Genomic DNA, 16,743 nt, shown 5'->3' with positions numbered 1-16,743 from the left:
ATACGCAAAAAGATCGCAGCCTGCGGCAGCTCCTGCATTGGGATGGGGTACACCCGGTAGGAGCTGCCGCAGGCTGCGATCTTTTGATCTTTAAAGCTGCAGACTCAGTTCCAGCCAGCCCGATCCATCATCCGAATCGCTTCAGCCTGACGCTTGCCGGCAATTTCCACAGGCAACGTATCGGCGACAAACTTGCCCCAGCTCGCCACTTCTGTAGAAGGCTGAACCGCAGGGTTGGCCGGGAATTCCTGGTTCACGTCAGCAAAGATCTTCTGCGCTTCAGGTGTGGTCATCCATTCCACCAAGGCCTTGGCCGCTTCCGGGTGCGGGGCGTGTTTGGTCAGGCCGATGCCCGACAGGTTCACGTGCACGCCACGGTCGCCCTGGTTCGGCCAGAACAGCTTCACCGCCAGATCAGGCTTCTGCTTGTGCAGGCGACCGTAGTAGTACGTGTTGACGATACCGACGTCGCATTGACCCGCGTTGATGGCCTCCAGCACCGCGATGTCATCCGAGAACACGTCGGTGGACAGGTTACTCACCCAGCCCTTGAGAATCTTCTCGGTTTTGTCGGCGCCATGGACTTCGATCATGGTGGCGGTCAGGGACTGGTTGTAGACCTTCTTCGCCGTGCGCAGGCACAGGCGGCCTTCCCAGTTCTTGTCGGCCAGACCTTCGTAAGTGGTCAACTCACCGGGTTTCACCCGGTCGGTGGAGTAAGCGATGGTCCTCGCCCGCAGGCTCAGGCCAGTCCAGGCATGGGCGGATGAGCGGTACTGCAGCGGGATGTTGGCGTCGATCACCTTGGAGGTGAACGGTTGCAGGATGCCCATTTGCTCGGCCTGCCAGAGGTTACCGGCGTCGACGGTCAGCAGCAAATCCGCAGTGGCGTTCTCACCCTCGGCCTTGATCCGCTGCATCAGCGGCGCTTCCTTGTCGGTGATGAACTTCACCTGCACACCGGTTTTCGCGGTGTAGGCATCGAAGACCGGCTTGATCAGCTCGTCGATACGCGAGGAGTAAACCACCACCTCATCAGCGGCCTGGGCAGCAGTGCTGCCAATCAGGGTCAGGGCGAGTGCGGTCAGTAGACGCTTCGGTACCAACATGGGCGCGATCTCTCGATTGAAAAAGTGAGGACAAATGATATGGACTCACATTTGCGTTCTCAATCGAACAGTTTGCGGAGGAGTTACCAGATGTTGCACGGTTGGAAATTTGCGGTGAATGTTCCGGCCTCAGTGAAAATCTCAGGCCTTGGCGAGTGCCGGTAGATCCCCGATCAAACCCAGTGCTTCGCGCACAAACAGCGCCTTGGCTTCAGGCATCTGGTCGACCATCTTCAACCCGGCATTGCGCAACCAGCGCACCGGCAATGGATCGGCCTGGAACAGGCGCTCGAAGCCTTCCATCGCCGCCATCAACGCCAGGTTGTGGGGCATGCGCCGACGTTCGTAACGACTGAGCACTTTCACATCCGCCAGACGCTCGCCACGCGTGGCCGCTTGCAACAGCACTTCGGCCAGCACGGCGGCATCGAGGAAACCAAGATTCACGCCCTGCCCGGCCAATGGGTGAATGGTGTGCGCCGCATCACCGATCAACGCCAAACCTTCAGCCACATAACGCTTGGCATGACGCTGCCGCAGCGGTACGCACAGACGCGGATCGGCGCTGAGCACCTTACCGAGTCGGCCTTCGAAGGCCCGCTCCAGCTCTTTGCAGAAACCGTCGTCATCCAGCGCCATCAGGCGTTCGGCTTCGCTCGGGGTGGTCGACCAGACGATCGAGCACCAATCCTGCTGACCGTCACGCTCCAGCGGCAGAAACGCCAGCGGACCGTTGTCGGTGAAGCGCTGCCAGGCCGTCATTTGATGAGGCTTGGCGCTGCGCACGCTGGTGACAATCGCGTGGTGCATGTAGTCCCACTCGCGCGTCGCCATGCCGGTCAGACGCCGAACGGCGGAATTAGCGCCATCCGCTGCGATCACCAAAGGTGCGCGCAAGGTGCGGCCATCGGCCAGGGTCAGCAGCCACTCGTCGCCGGAGCGACGCATTTGCTCCAGGCGCGCGTTGGCCAACATTCCGAGGTCGCAGTCGTGCAAGCGGTCGAGCAAGGCGTCCTGAACCACGCGGTTCTCGACGATATGCCCCAGCACATCGGCATGCACACTGGCCGCCGAAAAATGGATTTGCCCGGTGCCGCTGCCGTCCCAAACCTGCATGTCGGTGTAGGGGCTGCTGCGTCGATTGGCGATGCCGTCCCAGACGCCCAGACGCTCAAGAATCCGCTGGCTGGCAGTCGATAAGGCGCTCACTCGCGGCTCGAACGAAGCCTGGGCATCGAAGGGTTTGACGCTCATCGGGCTACCGTCCAGCAGCAGGACTTCCAGCCCGCTGTCCTGCAACGCCAGCGCCAGGGCACTGCCGACCATTCCGGCCCCGACAATCAGCAGATCTGCGCGCATTTCCATGCTTTAAGCCTGTCTCGCTTGCGGCTTGAGCCGCATATAAAGGGATTTTCCGACCGCCACTTAAGCATCGGGACGCGTACCCAAACCCATGGCCTGCCGCGCGAACCAGCGTTTGGCCGGCGGCAGCAGATCGAGACCGAGCAGACCGATGTTGCGGCCCAGGGAAACCAGCGGTTGAGTGCTGCCGAACAAACGGGTGACCTGATCGGAGAAACCCACGGTCAGGTTCTGATCCAGACGCTGACGCTCGCGGTAAGCCTGCAAGGTCGCAAAATCGCCGGGAGACGTTTCGCTGGCCAGCAACGCATCGGCCAGCGCTTGAGCATCACGCAAAGACAGGTTGAAACCTTGCCCGGCAATCGGGTGCAGGCTGTGGGCAGCATTACCGAGAATCGCCAGATGCGGACGCACCTGCTCTTCGGCCTCGATCAATGTCAGCGGGTATAAATGCCGCGCACCAACCTGCTTCAAAGTGCCGAGGCGATAACCGAACACGCCTTGCAACTCGCTGAGGAAGCTCTTTTCATCGAGGGCCGCCAGCCGTTGCGCGTCCATGCCCAATCGAGTCCAGACCAGTGCGCAGCGGTTTTCCGGCAACGGCAACAAGGCCATCGGCCCGTCATCGGTGAAACGCTCGAAGGCCATGCCGTTGTGCGCTTCACTCGGCGTGATGTTGGCAATCAACGCGCTCTGGTTGTACGGGCGCTTTTTGATGCCGATCCCCAGTTGCTCGCGCAGACCGGAACGGCCGCCATCAGCCAGCACCGCAAGATCGCATTCCAGAGTGGTTTCGTCGTTGAGGGTCAGGCGATAGCCATCGATCAGCGGCTCCATGCGCGTGACTTCCGCCGGGCAACGCCAGCTGATCACGTCCTTGTCCAGCCCCTGCCAGAGGCATTGGCCGAGCCAGGCGTTTTCCACGACATAACCCAGCGCCGGAACGCCCTCTTCCATCGCGGACAATCGCGCGGTGGAGAAACGTCCACGGTCGGAGACATGAATCTGTTTGATCGGCTCGGCGCGGCGGGAGATTTCCTGCCACGCGCCCAAGCGTTGATAAATCTGCTTGGCGCCGTAGGACAACGCCGAAGAGCGGGCGTCGTAGCTCGGTTGATAAGTGTCGCCGGGGGCAAACGGCTCGATCAGCACGATCTTCCAGCCACGAGCCTTGGCCCCGGCCTGCAACGCCAACGCCAGGCTGGCGCCGACCAGACCACCACCGATAATTGCCAGATTGACTCGACTCATGCCGCTTGTGTCCGCGCGGCGGCCATCAAGGCCTCGATCTCGGCGACCGTTTTCGGTACGCCTTTGGTCAGGATTTCACAGCCGGTTTTGGTGACCACTACGTCATCCTCGATTCGTACGCCAATGCCGCGCCATTTCTTCGCCACATTTTGGTTGTCCGGGGCGATGTAGATGCCCGGTTCCACGGTCAGCGCCATGCCGACTTCCAGCACACGCCATTCGCCGCCGACCTTGTACTCGCCGACATCATGCACATCCATGCCCAGCCAGTGGCCGGCGCGGTGCATGTAGAACGCTTTATAGGCTTCGCTGGCGATCAACTCGTCGACGTCGCCCTGCAACAGGCCCAACTTCACCAACCCGGCAGTAATCACCCGGACTGTGGCTTCATGGGCCTGATTCCAGTGTTTGTCCGGGGCGATTTCCGCAAACGCAGCTTCTTGCGACGCCAGCACCAACTCGTAGATTGCCTTCTGTTCCGCTGAATACTTGCCGTTGACCGGCCAGGTGCGGGTGATGTCGCTGGCGTAGCAGTCGATTTCGCAACCGGCATCGATCAGCACCAGATCGCCGTCCTTGAGCACCGCGTCATTCTGCTGGTAATGCAGGATGCAGCTGTTGCGCCCAGCGGCGACGATCGAACCGTAGGCCGGCATCTTCGCCCCGCCCTTGCGAAATTCGTAGTCAAGTTCGGCTTCGAGGCTGAACTCATGCAGGCCGACACGGCTGGCCTGCATGGCGCGGATGTGTGCTTGGGCAGAAATTCGTGCGGCTTCGCGCATCACCTTCACTTCTGCCGCCGATTTATACAGGCGCATGTCGTGAAGCAGATGATCCAGGGCAACGAATTCGTTCGGCGGCTGGGCGCCGAGGTGCGCTTTAGAGCGGATCACGTTGATCCAGTCCATCAGGTGCCGGTCGAATTCCGGGTTGCTGCCCATGGCCGAATACACCCGGTCGCGACCTTCGATCAGGCCCGGCAGGATGTCGTCGATATCGGTGATGGGGAAGGCGTCGTCGGCGCCAAAGTCGCGGATCGCGCCTTCCTGCCCGGCGCGCAGGCCGTCCCACAACTCCCGTTCGGGATTGCGTTCACGGCAGAACAGTATGTATTCGCCATGTAAACGCCCAGGCATCAAAACGATGACCGCCTGAGGCTCGGGAAAACCGCTGAGGTACTGGAAGTCGCTGTCCTGACGGTAGACGTGCTCGACGTCGCGGTTGCGGATCGCAACGGCGGCGGCGGGCAGGATGGCGATGCTGTTGGGTTCCATCTGCGCCATCAGGGCCTTGCGGCGACGGCTGTATTCCGATTTCGGGATATGAATCATGGGCAGATGGCTTTCCCTGGCACGCGATTAATGCAACGACGGTTTGGCGGCAGCCGACGCGTCCGGCTTTTTGTTTTCGGTGAACAGCAGCAGCGGCGCGACGCGCAGATACTCCATCACTTCCATGTAATCGCTTTCGCCGTCGTCGGACTCTTCCAGGGCGTCTTGCACCTGTGAAATAGCCGCCAGGTCCTGAAGTACTTCGGTGGCCTCGGTGCTCAGCATGCTGCTGTCACGGCAGTTCAGGCCGAAACCGCTGAGGAAGCCCTGGCACCATTGGCCCAGTGCGGCGGCGCGGTCGGCCAGTGGCTCGTCATCGGTCGGCAGCAGCAGAACGACGGTCACGTCGTCGCCGGTGAGCTCGCCCTTGACCATCTCCTGCAAGCCGATCAAGGCGTTGCGGACATTATCCTGCGGCTCGCTTTCGAGCAGCTCGGCGGCATCAATCAGCCAGCCTTCGGCATCGAAACCGGCACCGGCGCAACTGCGGCCGAGCAGCAGGCCATGCAGTTCGGCAGGCGAGACGTTATGACCGCTGGAAGTCAGCAGTTTGGCGAAGGCTTGGTACGGGGAATTCTGAATGGGCATGGGCAGCTAGGCGCCAGACGGCGCTATGTCTAGAATGAAGGCCTTGTATCCTACATCGACAGACTCGCCAAGACTATTAAAGGCTGTCCGCCAGCTATCACCCATCTGACACAATTTCAGTGGACCCAATGGAAGACACCGACCTGCAAGCGCTAATGGCCAGACTCGAACTGCTAATTACCCGTGTCGAGCAACTAAAGAGTCAAAACGGACTCCTATTAGCTCAGGAAAAGACCTGGCGCGAGGAACGCGCTCACCTCATTGAAAAGAACGAAATCGCCCGGCGTAAGGTCGAATCAATGATTTCGCGCCTCAAGGCCCTGGAGCAAGACTCATGAGTTCAAGCAATAGCGTTACCGTGCAGATCCTCGATAAAGAGTATTCGATCATCTGCCCGCAGGAAGAGCGCAGCAATCTGGTGAGCGCCGCCCGTTACCTGGACGGCAAGATGCGCGAAATCCGCAGCAGCGGCAAAGTCATCGGCGCCGATCGCATCGCCGTGATGGCCGCCCTGAACATCACTCACGATCTCCTGCACAAGGAAGAACGCCCGGATGTGCAGGCCAGCGGCTCGACCCGCGAGCAGGTTCGCGACTTGCTGGATCGCGTCGATCTGGTGCTCGCCACCGATCCGGACGTCACCAAGGGCTGAAACACAAAACCGCTTGGGGTATACTCGCAAAACTCCCTGGGGTGCTTGCCAGTTGGCGATGTCCCTGAGCCGATTTGCTATACCCTGGAGGTTGCACGTTGGGCTGGTGTGCATGTCCGCTAGACGGAAAGCCTTAAAGCCTACTGCATCTTCCACCTTGAACTTTCGGGTTCAAGGGCTAAGTCGACAGCGGTACATCCGGGGAGCCTGATTCCAGTCCGATGCCGGTTTAAATACCGGCATCGGCTTTTTTACGGGTACGCTTTATGTACCCGCACTGCCGAAGCCCGAATCCATGACCGAACCTGCGCTGCTGCCCCGCCCGCAACTTCGACGCATGCTGCGCAAGGCCCGCCGCGCACTGACTCCCAGTCAGCAACGCCAGGCTGCTCGCGGGCTGTACAAGCAATTGGCCCAGCATCCGCTGTTTCGCCGCGCAAAACATATCTCTCTCTATTTGCCCACTGACGGTGAAATCGATCCGCGTGTTTTGCTGCGTGCGGCTCAACGTCGGGGCAAGGCGACGTATCTGCCGGTGCTCAGCGCCTGGCCACGAACCAAAATGGTGTTCCAGCGAATTCGTCCCGGCGAAAAACTGAAACCCAACCGCTTTCGTATTCTCGAACCCCGGCACAACCTCGCCCGGCAACGCAAAGTCTGGGCGCTCGATCTGGTGCTGTTGCCATTGGTGGGATTTGACGATGTCGGCGGACGCCTGGGCATGGGCGGTGGTTTCTATGATCGAAGCCTGGCGTACCTGGCGCGACGTAAAAACTGGCGCAAGCCGACGCTATTGGGGCTGGCCCATGAATGTCAGAAGGTCGAACGATTGGCTCAAGCGAGCTGGGATGTGCCGCTACAGGGAACGGTGACAGACAAGGCGTGGTATTTCGCCGGCTAGACGCCACTGGAATCAGCAGCGTCCGAAGACAGTTTCAGCGTTTGAAGGCCGATGGCTGTTGTTGCTGCGCGATTTCGATCGGAGCGTCGGTCTTGTTGCTCCACAGGCTTTGGGCATAGCCGGTGGTCACGACGCCCAGGCCAAACAAAATAACCAAAATCCATAGTAAATCCGGTTTGCGTTTCATCGATTGCCCCCCAAAGGCACATCAACACGATGACAGCAGCGGTTTCCGTTGTAGGTGTAGGCCGTGCAGCAGCGTCAAGCTTAGAAGGCCGGCATTTTGCGACAACGTGAACCGACACGCAAACGCTGGCGTCAACCGACCGTCGGTTTGTCATAAAATTCCCCGACAACTTGCCCACCCACTTCGCAAGGAGCAAAAACCATGGCTTATTGGCTAATGAAATCCGAGCCCGACGAGCTCTCGATCAAGGGCCTGGAGACGCTTGGCAAAGCGCGCTGGGACGGGGTTCGCAACTATCAGGCGCGTAACTTTCTGCGGGCCATGGCCGTGGGCGACGAGTTTTTCTTCTATCACTCCAGTTGCCCCGAACCGGGGATCGCCGGGATCGCAAAGATCGTCGAAGCCGCGTATCCGGACCCGACGGCGCTGGAGCCGGAGAGTCATTACTACGATCCGAAGGCCACGGCAGAGAAAAACGCCTGGAGCGCGATCGATGTCGCGCATGTCGAGACGTTTCCCAAAGTGCTTAAGCTGGATTATCTGAAACAGCAGGCGGCGCTGGCCGAGATGCCGCTGGTGCAGAAAGGCTCGCGACTGTCGGTGATGCCGGTGACCGCTGAGCAATGGGCTGCAGTTATTGCGTTACGCTGACGGGCGCCAAAAGATCGCAGCCTTCGGCAGCTCCTACAGGGAACCGCGCTCGGCGTAGGAGCTGCCGAAGGCTGCGATCTTGGCAATTAATCAGACAAGCCAAGACTCACTGGATGATCAGGTTGTTGAACAACAGATCCTCAACCACCGGGCTGCCGGTTTCGTCATTCATGATTTGCTGGGTCTGTTTAAGGGCTTCCTGACGCAGCTTTTCCTTGGCCTCGACGTTGTTCATCGCTTCGGTAGTCTGCTGGGCAAACAACGCCACCAGTTGATTACGAATCAACGGTTCGTTGGCTTTCACCAGTTTGGTCGCCTCATCACCGGTCACTCGCAACGCCACATCGGCCTTGTAGACCTTGAGCTTCGGCGTCCCGTCCAGCCCGTAGTTGCCCACGAACGGCGGGCTCAGGGTGATGTAATTGACCTTCGGAGCTGCACCTTCTTTGGCTTCTTCGGCCATCGCTGCCACAGGCAGAGACAGGGCCAGCAACAACATGATCCACGCTTTCACAATTCGCTCCTTATCCGGTTTGCGGCCTAGCATAACGACCCGCCGCTCAAGCACAAGCTTATGGCTGACTATCAGGGCCGGGCATGCTCGTTGACCCATCGACTCACACACCTACACTTATCGGCCATCACTCCCAAAGGAATAGCCCTGATGAAAGCCGTGCTGTGCAAAGCCTTCGGCCCTGCCGAATCGCTGGTGCTGGAAGACGTCGCCAGCCCTGTCGCGAAGAAGAATGAAATCCTGCTGGACGTGCACGCCGCCGGGGTGAATTTCCCGGATACGCTGATCATCGAGGGCAAATATCAGTTCAAACCGCCCTTCCCTTTTTCCCCGGGTGGCGAAGCGGCTGGCGTGGTCAGCGAAGTAGGCGAAAAGGTCAGCCACCTTAAGGTCGGCGATCGGGTCATGGCGCTGACCGGCTGGGGCAGTTTCGCCGAACGGGTCGCGGTGCCGGGCTACAACGTGCTGCCCATCCCGCCATCGATGGACTTCAACACCGCCGCCGCGTTCAGCATGACTTATGGCACTTCGATGCACGCGCTCAAGCAACGGGGCAACCTGCAACCGGGTGAAACCTTGCTGGTACTCGGTGCTTCCGGCGGTGTCGGTCTGGCCGCCGTGGAAATCGGCAAAGCCATGGGCGCCCGCGTAATCGCCGCCGCCAGCAGCGCCGAAAAACTCGCGGTGGCCAAAGCTGCCGGCGCCGATGAGCTGATCAACTACAGCGAAACCAGTCTCAAGGACGAAATCAAGCGCCTGACCGATGGCCAGGGCGCCGACGTGATCTACGACCCGGTGGGCGGCGACCTGTTCGACCAGGCCATCCGCGCCATTGCCTGGAACGGCCGTCTGCTGGTGGTGGGCTTTGCCAGCGGTCGCATCCCTGAGTTGCCGGTCAATCTTGCGCTGCTCAAAGGCGCAGCGGTGGTCGGCGTGTTCTGGGGTTCGTTCGCCCAGCGCCAGCCTCAAGACAACGCGGCGAACTTCCAGCAATTGTTTGGCTGGTTTGCCGAAGGCAAGTTGAAGCCGTTGGTGTCGCAGGTGTATCCACTGAGCAATGCGGCGCAGGCAATCAATGATCTTGGCCAGCGCAAAGCAGTCGGGAAAGTGGTGGTTCAGGTTCGCTGAGCCCAATAACGCGGTCTGGACTTCAAATGAAGTTGTTCAGACCGCTTCCTTCCCAATCAAACGAAGGACATTTCCCAAAGCCTCGTCCTATCCTGGAGCGAAATGCGTCATGAAGACCTGCCAGTAACGTTTCCCACAACGCCCTACATTTATACCTGAGCGACATGTTCATAAAGGAACATTCAATCTCCAGCATTTGCGCTATTTGGCCGATACGAACCGGTGCTATTTTCGGTAACGAAACTGTAACATTCGCATCCGCAGTCAAAACAAGAAATCTGGAGCTCTTGAATGTTTGCTTTCTTTCGTCCTGCCGCACATCAGGCTCCATTGCCTGAAGAAAAAATAGACAACACCTACCGTCGCCTTCGCTGGCAGATCTTCGCCGGTATTTTTATCGGCTACGCCGGCTATTACCTGCTGCGCAAAAACTTCTCCCTGGCCATGCCCTATCTGATCGAAGAGGGCTATACCCGCGGTGAGCTGGGCCTGGCGTTGTCGGCCATCGCCATTGCCTACGGCCTGTCCAAGTTCCTGATGGGCATCGTGTCCGACCGTTCCAATCCGCGTTTCTTCCTGCCCTTCGGCCTGTTGGTATCGGCCGTCGTGATGTTCATTTTCGGCTTCGCGCCCTGGGCGACGTCCAGCGTGACCATCATGTTCATCCTGCTCTTTATCAATGGCTGGGCTCAGGGCATGGGCTGGCCGCCGAGTGGGCGGACGATGGTGCACTGGTGGTCGCAGAAGGAACGCGGCGGCGTAGTGTCCTTGTGGAACGTGGCGCATAACGTCGGTGGCGGCCTGATCGGCCCGCTGTTCCTGCTCGGCATGGGCCTGTTCAATGACTGGCACGCAGCGTTTTATGTGCCGGCGGCGGTCGCCATGGCGGTGGCAGTGTTTGCCTTCGTCACCATGCGCGACACTCCGCAATCGGTGGGTCTGCCGCCGATCGAGAAGTACAAGAACGACTACCCGGAAGGCTACGACGCCAGCCACGAAGAAGAATTCAGCGCCAAGGAAATCTTCGTCAAATACGTGCTACGCAACAAAATGCTCTGGTACATCGCCCTGGCTAACGTCTTCGTCTACCTGTTGCGCTACGGCGTGCTGGACTGGGCACCGACCTACCTCAAGGAAGCCAAGGGCTTCACCGTGGATAAAACCTCGTGGGCCTACTTCTTCTACGAATGGGCAGGTATTCCGGGCACGCTGTTGTGTGGCTGGATGTCGGACAAGATCTTCCGTGGCAACCGTGGCCTGACCGGCATGGTGTTCATGGCATTGGTGACTGTTGCGACCCTGGTGTACTGGCTCAACCCGGCGGGCAACCCGACAGTCGACATGATCGCGCTCGTCTCGATCGGCTTCCTGATTTACGGCCCGGTGATGCTGATCGGCCTGCAAGCGCTGGAGTTGGCACCGAAGAAAGCCGCCGGTACGGCAGCGGGCTTCACGGGTCTGTTCGGTTATCTGGGTGGTTCGGTCGCGGCCAGTGCAGCGATGGGCTACACCGTGGACCACTTCGGCTGGGACGGCGGTTTCGTGCTGCTGATCGGCGCATGCTTACTGTCGATGGCCTTCCTTGCGCCAACGCTGTGGCACAAACAAGTCGCCAGTCAGAGTCGCGAAGCAATCGCCTGATCGGCCTTTGATTTGCAGCGCTTGAGCCGCGCCTCCAGATTCCGGTCTGGCATGGCGTGGCTACGCAGGGCGTGTGCGGTCTGCTCGACATAATCGCGAGTCGTGCCGTAACGCCCGCAAGCGTTTTCGAACACGTGGCTCAGCACGTGATCCGGCAAGTTGCCCGCATAGCTGGGCAGATGCCGCTCCAATACAAACCCCAACGCCTGAACCTGACTCCCGTCTTCAAGACGGCAGTTGAGCCAGTGTGGGCGATAGGACGGGAATGGCATTTCGCGCTGCCAAAGTGCGTAAAGAGAGGCTTCAAGTTGTTCTTCAGGCAAGCGATAGGCGAAGCCGCTGCAAGAACCACCGCGATCCAGGCCGAACACCAGCCCAGGCACTTCGGGCGTGCCGCGATGTTCGTGGGACCACAAATACAAACCGCGATGGTAGCCATGCACCCGACCGCGCACTCGCTCCACCGCTGCGCATTCGGGACGCCAGATCAGCGAACCGTAAGCGAACAGCCACACCGGCCCGCCTTTGTGGCGCGCCATTGTCGACTGCATTGAGCTGAGCAATTGTTCGTGCGTGAGCTGCGGCCCCAGATCGAGCCGCGGAGGGTAAGCCAGATTCAAAAAAGCAGATTCGATGGCACTCATGGCGATGAAATTTCGGCCCTGCAATCATTACAAAATATAAGCAACACTCACGTCATAGAACATATAGCAGTAATACTAAAACGAAAAGTGCTAAGAGACAGTCGACCTTCCGGAGCCGCCATAAGCAATCAAACGCCAATGCTGAAGGCCTTCCCATATACCCTAATATCATTTAGAAAAATTCTTAAATACCCGAATGAAATATACATAAGCATTAGCGCGTCTAGGATAAAGCCCACTTAGGAGAAACTTCCTATACATCCTTCAGTTTTCCCGCCTGTCCGTTGCAGTATGTATTGCGTATAACGACCACCCACAGGCGCAAGCCAAACTGCCTTACAGGCCTGACCGATGAAAAAACCATGGATTTACGGATTACTTCTGGTGCTTATGGCGCAGCAGTTGCGGGCAGAAGATACCTCCGAGAAGGACACGGGCTCTTGGTATTTGCAGACCAGCGTCTATACCAAACACTACTCCGACGACCCCGACCACAATAACAATCAGGACCTCATCGGCCTTGAGCGTGAGCAAGCGTCCGGTTGGTTGTTTGGTGGCGCAACTTTTCGCAACTCGTTCAGCCAGCGTTCATTTTATGCGTATGCGGGCAAACGCTACGAGAGCGCCGACTATCCCGTGTACTTCAAACTGAGTGGCGGTTTGCTACAAGGTTACAGCGGCAAATCCAAGGACAAGATCCCCCTGAATCATTTCGGCGTCGCGCCGGTGATCATTCCTTCACTCGGTGCACACTACGGACCGCTGGCAGCCGAGCTGGTGTTGCTCGGCTTCAATGCCGTCATGGTGACGACCGGGGTGCGCTTCTAGAACGGTTCGCCCATCTACGATCGCGGCGCGTACGCAAATACATCGGCGCGCATCTGATGAGCGTCCATCCCGGCTTCGACCAAAGCATCCAGCGTGCCGTAGACCATGGCCGGAGAGCCGCTGGCGTAGACATGCAAGGCTTTCAGATCAGTGAAGTCTTCACACACCGCCTCATGCAACATCCCGCAGCGCCCCCGCCAGCCGCATTGATCGCTGACGACTTTATGCAGGAATAGATTGGGCAGTTTCAGCCATTCATCCCAATGTTCGATGTCATAAAAATCTTCAGGACGACGCACGCCCCAATACAGATGCACCGGATGTTTGAAGCCCGTGGCACGGCAATGTTCGATCAGGCTATGGATCTGGCCCATGCCGGTGCCTGCAGCGATCAGCACCAGCGGACCGTCCGGCAACTCAGCCAAATGGGTGTCGCCGAACGGCATTTCGATCCGCACCATCGGGCTGCGTTGCAACTGGTCGATCAGGTTCAGCGCACTGCTTTCGCGCGCCAGCACATGGATTTCCAGATCACGCCCGCCATGCGGGGCTGAGGCCAGGGAGAACGCGGATTTATCACCATTCTCGCGCTCGATCATCAAGTACTGACCGGCGTGATAACGCGGTGGCTTGCCGGCCGGTGCTCGCAGACGCACACGCCAGGTATCGCCGCCGACGTCCCTGCATTCAATGACCTGACACGACAAGCTGCGCACCGGCAATTCTCCCTGCGCGAGCACGCCATCCCACAGCACGATGCAGTCTTCCAGCGGCTCTGCAATGCAAGTGTAGAACTCGCCATGGTCGCGCACACCGCCTTCCTGTTCGACCCGCCCTTCCACCAGCAGTGCGGCGCACACGTGGCAATTGCCGTTTCGACAGCTTTGCGGGCATTCAAAGCCCAGACGCCGAGCGCCATCGAGAATCCGCTCGCCGGGCAGAATCTGTAGCACTGCTCCGGAGGGCTGCAAGGTTACACGCATCAATCTATTCCTAACTGATTCCAGATGGCATCGATCCGCTGGGTAACGGCTTCGTCCTTGACGATCACCCGGCCCCACTCGCGAGTGGTTTCGCCCGGCCATTTATGCGTGGCATCGAGCCCCATCTTCGAACCCAGGCCGGAAACCGGCGAGGCGAAGTCCAGGTAATCGATCGGCGTGTTGTCGATCATCACCGTGTCGCGCTTGGGGTCCATGCGCGTGGTGATGGCCCAGATCACGTCGTTCCAGTCGCGTGCGTTGATGTCGTCGTCAGTGACGATAACGAACTTGGTGTACATGAACTGTCGCAAAAACGACCAGACACCCAGCATTACCCGCTTGGCATGGCCGGGATACGACTTCTTCATAGTCACGATGGCCATGCGGTACGAGCAGCCTTCAGGCGGCAAGTAGAAGTCGGTGATCTCGGGGAATTGCTTTTGCAGGATCGGCACGAACACTTCGTTCAGCGCCACGCCGAGAATCGCCGGCTCATCCGGTGGACGGCCGGTGTAGGTGCTGTGATAAATCGGTTTGATGCGGTGGGTGATGCGCTCGACGGTGAACACCGGGAAGCTGTCGACTTCGTTGTAGTAGCCGGTGTGGTCGCCGTACGGGCCTTCATCGGCCATTTCGCCCGGATGGATCACGCCTTCAAGGATGATCTCGGCAGTCGCCGGCACTTGCAGGTCGTTGCCACGGCACTTCACCAACTCGGTGCGGTTGCCGCGCAACAAGCCGGCGAAAGCGTATTCGGAAAGGCTGTCCGGGACCGGCGTTACAGCGCCAAGAATGGTCGCCGGGTCAGCGCCCAGCGCCACGGACACCGGGAACGGCTGGCCAGGATGCTTCTCGCACCACTCGCGGTAATCCAGCGCGCCGCCGCGGTGACTGAGCCAGCGCATGATGACCTTGTTGCGACCAATCACTTGCTGACGGTAGATGCCGAGGTTCTGGCGATCCTTGTTCGGACCTTTGGTGACGGTCAGGCCCCAGGTGATCAGCGGGCCGACATCGCCCGGCCAGCAGGTCTGCACCGGCAGCATAGCGAGGTCGACGTCGTCGCCTTCGATGACCACTTCCTGGCAGACCGCGTCTTTGACGACCTTCGGTGCCATGGCGATGATCTTGCGGAAGATCGGCAGCTTGGACCAGGCATCTTTCAGGCCTTTGGGCGGCTCGGGCTCCTTGAGGAACGCCAGCAGCTTGCCGATCTCGCGCAATTCGCTGACCGCCTCTGCGCCCATGCCCAGCGCCACGCGCTCAGGGGTGCCGAACAGGTTGCCGAGCACCGGGATGTCATAACCCGTGGGCTTTTCGAAAAGCAGGGCCGGACCTTTGGCCCGCAAGGTGCGGTCGCAGACCTCGGTCATTTCGAGCACTGGGGACACCGGAACCTGGATGCGCTTGAGTTCGCCGCGCTTTTCCAGGCCGCTGATAAAGTCGCGCAAGTCGCGATACTGCATGCGTGAGCCTCGTGTTGGCCGTGCCGTTCGGGGGTGGCAGTTTAGCGCCGAACCCCTCTATTCAGAACCACGAACTGCCGGTTCATCAAAAATCAGATAGCAAAAAGCCGGGTTTCCCCGGCTTTTTGGCCCGTTCGACTTACTTGCGTTTCATCGACAGGAAGAACTCATCGTTGGTCTTGGTCGTTTTCAGCTTGTCGACCAGGAACTCGATGGCAGCGATTTCGTCCATCGGGTGCAGCAGCTTGCGAAGGATCCACATGCGTTGCAACTCGTCGTCGGCAGTCAGCAACTCTTCGCGGCGGGTGCCGGAACGGTTGATGTTGATGGCCGGGAACACGCGTTTTTCAGCGATGCGGCGATCCAGAGGCAGTTCCATGTTGCCCGTGCCTTTGAATTCTTCGTAGATCACTTCGTCCATCTTCGAGCCGGTTTCAACCAGCGCAGTGGCAATGATGGTCAGCGAACCGCCTTCTTCGATGTTCCGCGCGGCGCCGAAGAAACGTTTCGGTTTCTCCAGGGCATGGGCATCGACACCACCGGTGAGCACTTTGCCGGAGCTCGGAATCACGGTGTTGTAGGCGCGAGCCAGACGGGTGATGGAGTCGAGCAGGATCACCACGTCCTTCTTGTGTTCGACCAGGCGCTTGGCCTTCTCGATCACCATTTCGGCAACCTGCACGTGGCGGGTTGGCGGCTCATCGAACGTCGAGGCAACCACTTCGCCGCGCACGGTGCGCTGCATTTCGGTTACTTCTTCCGGACGTTCGTCGATCAGCAAAACGATCAGATGAACTTCAGGGTTATTACGAGCGATGTTCGCTGCGATGTTCTGCAGCATGATGGTTTTACCGGCTTTCGGCGGTGCAACGATCAGACCGCGCTGGCCTTTGCCGATCGGGGCGCACAGGTCGATGACACGACCGGTCAAGTCTTCGGTGGAACCGTTGCCGGCTTCCATCTTCATGCGCACGGTCGGGAACAGCGGGGTCAGGTTCTCGAAGAGAATCTTGTTTTTCGCGTTCTCGGGACGATCGTAGTTGATCGTGTCGACCTTGAGCAGCGCGAAATAACGCTCGCCTTCCTTTGGAGGACGGATCTTGCCAACGATGGTGTCACCGGTGCGCAAGTTGAAGCGACGGATCTGACTCGGCGAGACGTAGATATCGTCTGGGCCGGCGAGATAGGAAGCGTCAGCGGAGCGTAGGAAGCCGAAGCCGTCCTGGAGAATCTCCAGCACGCCATCACCGGAGATTTCCTCGCCGCTTTTCGCGTGCTTTTTGAGCAGGGAGAAAATCACGTCCTGCTTGCGCGAACGGGCCATATTTTCTATGCCCATCTGTTCGGCCAATTCGAGCAGTTCGGTAATCGGCTTTTGCTTGAGTTCAGTCAGATTCATATAGGAATGACGTAATCATTTATGGAGGGGGGAAATTAAGCTTTTGGCTTAATGAGGCCGCGCCGCAGAGAAGGCGACAGGATCGCGTACTTATTCGAAAAGGAGTGC

Annotated in this window: 18 protein-coding genes and 1 other RNA gene; 8 read left to right on the top strand and 11 right to left on the bottom strand. The window is 59.0% G+C overall.

The annotated features are described in order from the left end of the window. Nucleotides 1-104 precede the first annotated feature (104 nt). The 5 genes from MO767_RS04630 to MO767_RS04610 form a co-directional block, all read right to left on the bottom strand. Entirely contained in the window at nt 105-1,109 is a 1,005-nt protein-coding gene (locus MO767_RS04630; RefSeq protein WP_282479570.1) for an extracellular solute-binding protein, read from the bottom strand. A 141-nt stretch (nt 1,110-1,250) separates the two neighbouring features. Then, nucleotides 1,251-2,468, bottom strand: a complete 1,218-nt coding sequence (locus MO767_RS04625; protein WP_282479621.1) for a 2-octaprenyl-3-methyl-6-methoxy-1,4-benzoquinol hydroxylase — start codon at nt 2,466-2,468, stop codon at nt 1,251-1,253. Between the two features lie 66 nt (nt 2,469-2,534). After that, on the bottom strand, nt 2,535-3,722 hold the full coding sequence (gene ubiH / locus MO767_RS04620) for a 2-octaprenyl-6-methoxyphenyl hydroxylase (RefSeq protein ID WP_282479569.1): 1,188 nt from the start codon (nt 3,720-3,722) through the stop codon (nt 2,535-2,537). Further along, a complete protein-coding gene (gene pepP, locus MO767_RS04615) occupies nt 3,719-5,053 on the bottom strand; it encodes a Xaa-Pro aminopeptidase (RefSeq protein WP_282479568.1) in 1,335 nt (444 codons plus the stop codon). The genes ubiH and pepP overlap by 4 nt, the downstream gene beginning before the upstream one ends. Nucleotides 5,054-5,080: 27 nt before the next feature. Continuing rightward, nucleotides 5,081-5,641 carry a YecA family protein gene (locus MO767_RS04610; protein ID WP_134098581.1) on the bottom strand — a complete coding sequence of 187 codons (561 nt, stop codon included), beginning with the start codon at nt 5,639-5,641 and terminating at the stop codon, nt 5,081-5,083. A gap of 128 nt (nt 5,642-5,769) precedes the next feature. Between MO767_RS04610 and MO767_RS04605 the strand changes: the two genes are divergently transcribed. The 4 genes from MO767_RS04605 (at nt 5,770) to MO767_RS04590 (ending at nt 7,194) form a co-directional block, all read left to right on the top strand. Beyond that, a complete protein-coding gene (locus MO767_RS04605) occupies nt 5,770-5,979 on the top strand; it encodes a TIGR02449 family protein (RefSeq protein ID WP_007982902.1) in 210 nt (69 codons plus the stop codon). Then, on the top strand, nt 5,976-6,293 hold the full coding sequence (locus tag MO767_RS04600) for a cell division protein ZapA (RefSeq protein ID WP_007942435.1): 318 nt from the start codon (nt 5,976-5,978) through the stop codon (nt 6,291-6,293). The genes MO767_RS04605 and MO767_RS04600 overlap by 4 nt, the downstream gene beginning before the upstream one ends. A 30-nt stretch (nt 6,294-6,323) precedes the next feature. Next, nucleotides 6,324-6,502, top strand: a non-coding RNA gene (ssrS, locus tag MO767_RS04595) — 6S RNA. 86 nt (nt 6,503-6,588) lie between these two features. Further along, nucleotides 6,589-7,194: a 5-formyltetrahydrofolate cyclo-ligase gene (locus tag MO767_RS04590; protein ID WP_282479567.1), complete on the top strand. Its 606-nt coding sequence runs from the start codon at nt 6,589-6,591 to the stop codon at nt 7,192-7,194. Nucleotides 7,195-7,228: 34 nt separating this feature from the next. Here MO767_RS04590 and MO767_RS04585 read toward each other — a convergent pair whose 3' ends face one another. Further along, nucleotides 7,229-7,381, bottom strand: a complete 153-nt coding sequence (locus MO767_RS04585; protein ID WP_008024268.1) for a hypothetical protein — start codon at nt 7,379-7,381, stop codon at nt 7,229-7,231. Nucleotides 7,382-7,582: 201 nt separating this feature from the next. Here MO767_RS04585 and MO767_RS04580 point away from each other — a divergent pair, with 201 nt between their 5' ends. After that, nucleotides 7,583-8,032, top strand: a complete 450-nt coding sequence (locus tag MO767_RS04580; protein WP_282479566.1) for an EVE domain-containing protein — start codon at nt 7,583-7,585, stop codon at nt 8,030-8,032. 106 nt (nt 8,033-8,138) lie between these two features. On the opposite strand, the gene MO767_RS04575 is transcribed toward MO767_RS04580, so the two are convergent. Further along, nucleotides 8,139-8,546 carry a flagellar basal body-associated protein FliL gene (locus MO767_RS04575; RefSeq protein WP_111448353.1) on the bottom strand — a complete coding sequence of 136 codons (408 nt, stop codon included), beginning with the start codon at nt 8,544-8,546 and terminating at the stop codon, nt 8,139-8,141. A gap of 150 nt (nt 8,547-8,696) precedes the next feature. On the opposite strand from MO767_RS04575, the gene MO767_RS04570 reads away from it, so the two are divergent. After that, the gene (locus MO767_RS04570) at nt 8,697-9,674 is read left to right on the top strand and encodes an NADPH:quinone oxidoreductase family protein (RefSeq protein WP_282479565.1); all 978 of its coding nucleotides are present in this window, start codon (nt 8,697-8,699) and stop codon (nt 9,672-9,674) included. Nucleotides 9,675-9,965: 291 nt separating this feature from the next. Next, nucleotides 9,966-11,315, top strand: a complete 1,350-nt coding sequence (gene glpT / locus MO767_RS04565) for a glycerol-3-phosphate transporter (protein ID WP_282479564.1) — start codon at nt 9,966-9,968, stop codon at nt 11,313-11,315. Here glpT and MO767_RS04560 read toward each other — a convergent pair. Next, nucleotides 11,291-11,959 carry a gamma-glutamylcyclotransferase gene (locus tag MO767_RS04560; protein WP_129440131.1) on the bottom strand — a complete coding sequence of 223 codons (669 nt, stop codon included), beginning with the start codon at nt 11,957-11,959 and terminating at the stop codon, nt 11,291-11,293. The two genes, glpT and MO767_RS04560, sit on opposite strands and share 25 nt — an antisense overlap. A 351-nt stretch (nt 11,960-12,310) precedes the next feature. Here MO767_RS04560 and MO767_RS04555 point away from each other — a divergent pair, with 351 nt between their 5' ends. Continuing rightward, nucleotides 12,311-12,787 carry a sn-glycerol-3-phosphate transporter gene (locus MO767_RS04555; protein ID WP_282479563.1) on the top strand — a complete coding sequence of 159 codons (477 nt, stop codon included), beginning with the start codon at nt 12,311-12,313 and terminating at the stop codon, nt 12,785-12,787. 14 nt (nt 12,788-12,801) lie between these two features. On the opposite strand, the gene MO767_RS04550 is transcribed toward MO767_RS04555, so the two are convergent. From MO767_RS04550 to rho, 3 genes are all read right to left on the bottom strand, one after another. Then, on the bottom strand, nt 12,802-13,770 hold the full coding sequence (locus tag MO767_RS04550; RefSeq protein ID WP_282479562.1) for a CDP-6-deoxy-delta-3,4-glucoseen reductase: 969 nt from the start codon (nt 13,768-13,770) through the stop codon (nt 12,802-12,804). Then, nucleotides 13,770-15,236, bottom strand: coding sequence for a 4-hydroxy-3-polyprenylbenzoate decarboxylase (ubiD, locus tag MO767_RS04545; RefSeq protein WP_056738783.1), 1,467 nt, complete (start codon nt 15,234-15,236; stop codon nt 13,770-13,772). The genes MO767_RS04550 and ubiD overlap by 1 nt, the downstream gene beginning before the upstream one ends. Before the next feature lie 139 nt (nt 15,237-15,375). Then, nucleotides 15,376-16,635, bottom strand: coding sequence for a transcription termination factor Rho (gene rho / locus MO767_RS04540; protein WP_007942421.1), 1,260 nt, complete (start codon nt 16,633-16,635; stop codon nt 15,376-15,378). Between the last annotated feature and the right edge of the window lie 108 nt (nt 16,636-16,743).

It is taken from the genome of Pseudomonas sp. UYIF39 (assembly GCF_029963765.1).
Classification (GTDB): Bacteria; Pseudomonadota; Gammaproteobacteria; order Pseudomonadales; family Pseudomonadaceae; genus Aquipseudomonas.
This window is presented reverse-complemented; position numbering and strand designations above follow the sequence as displayed.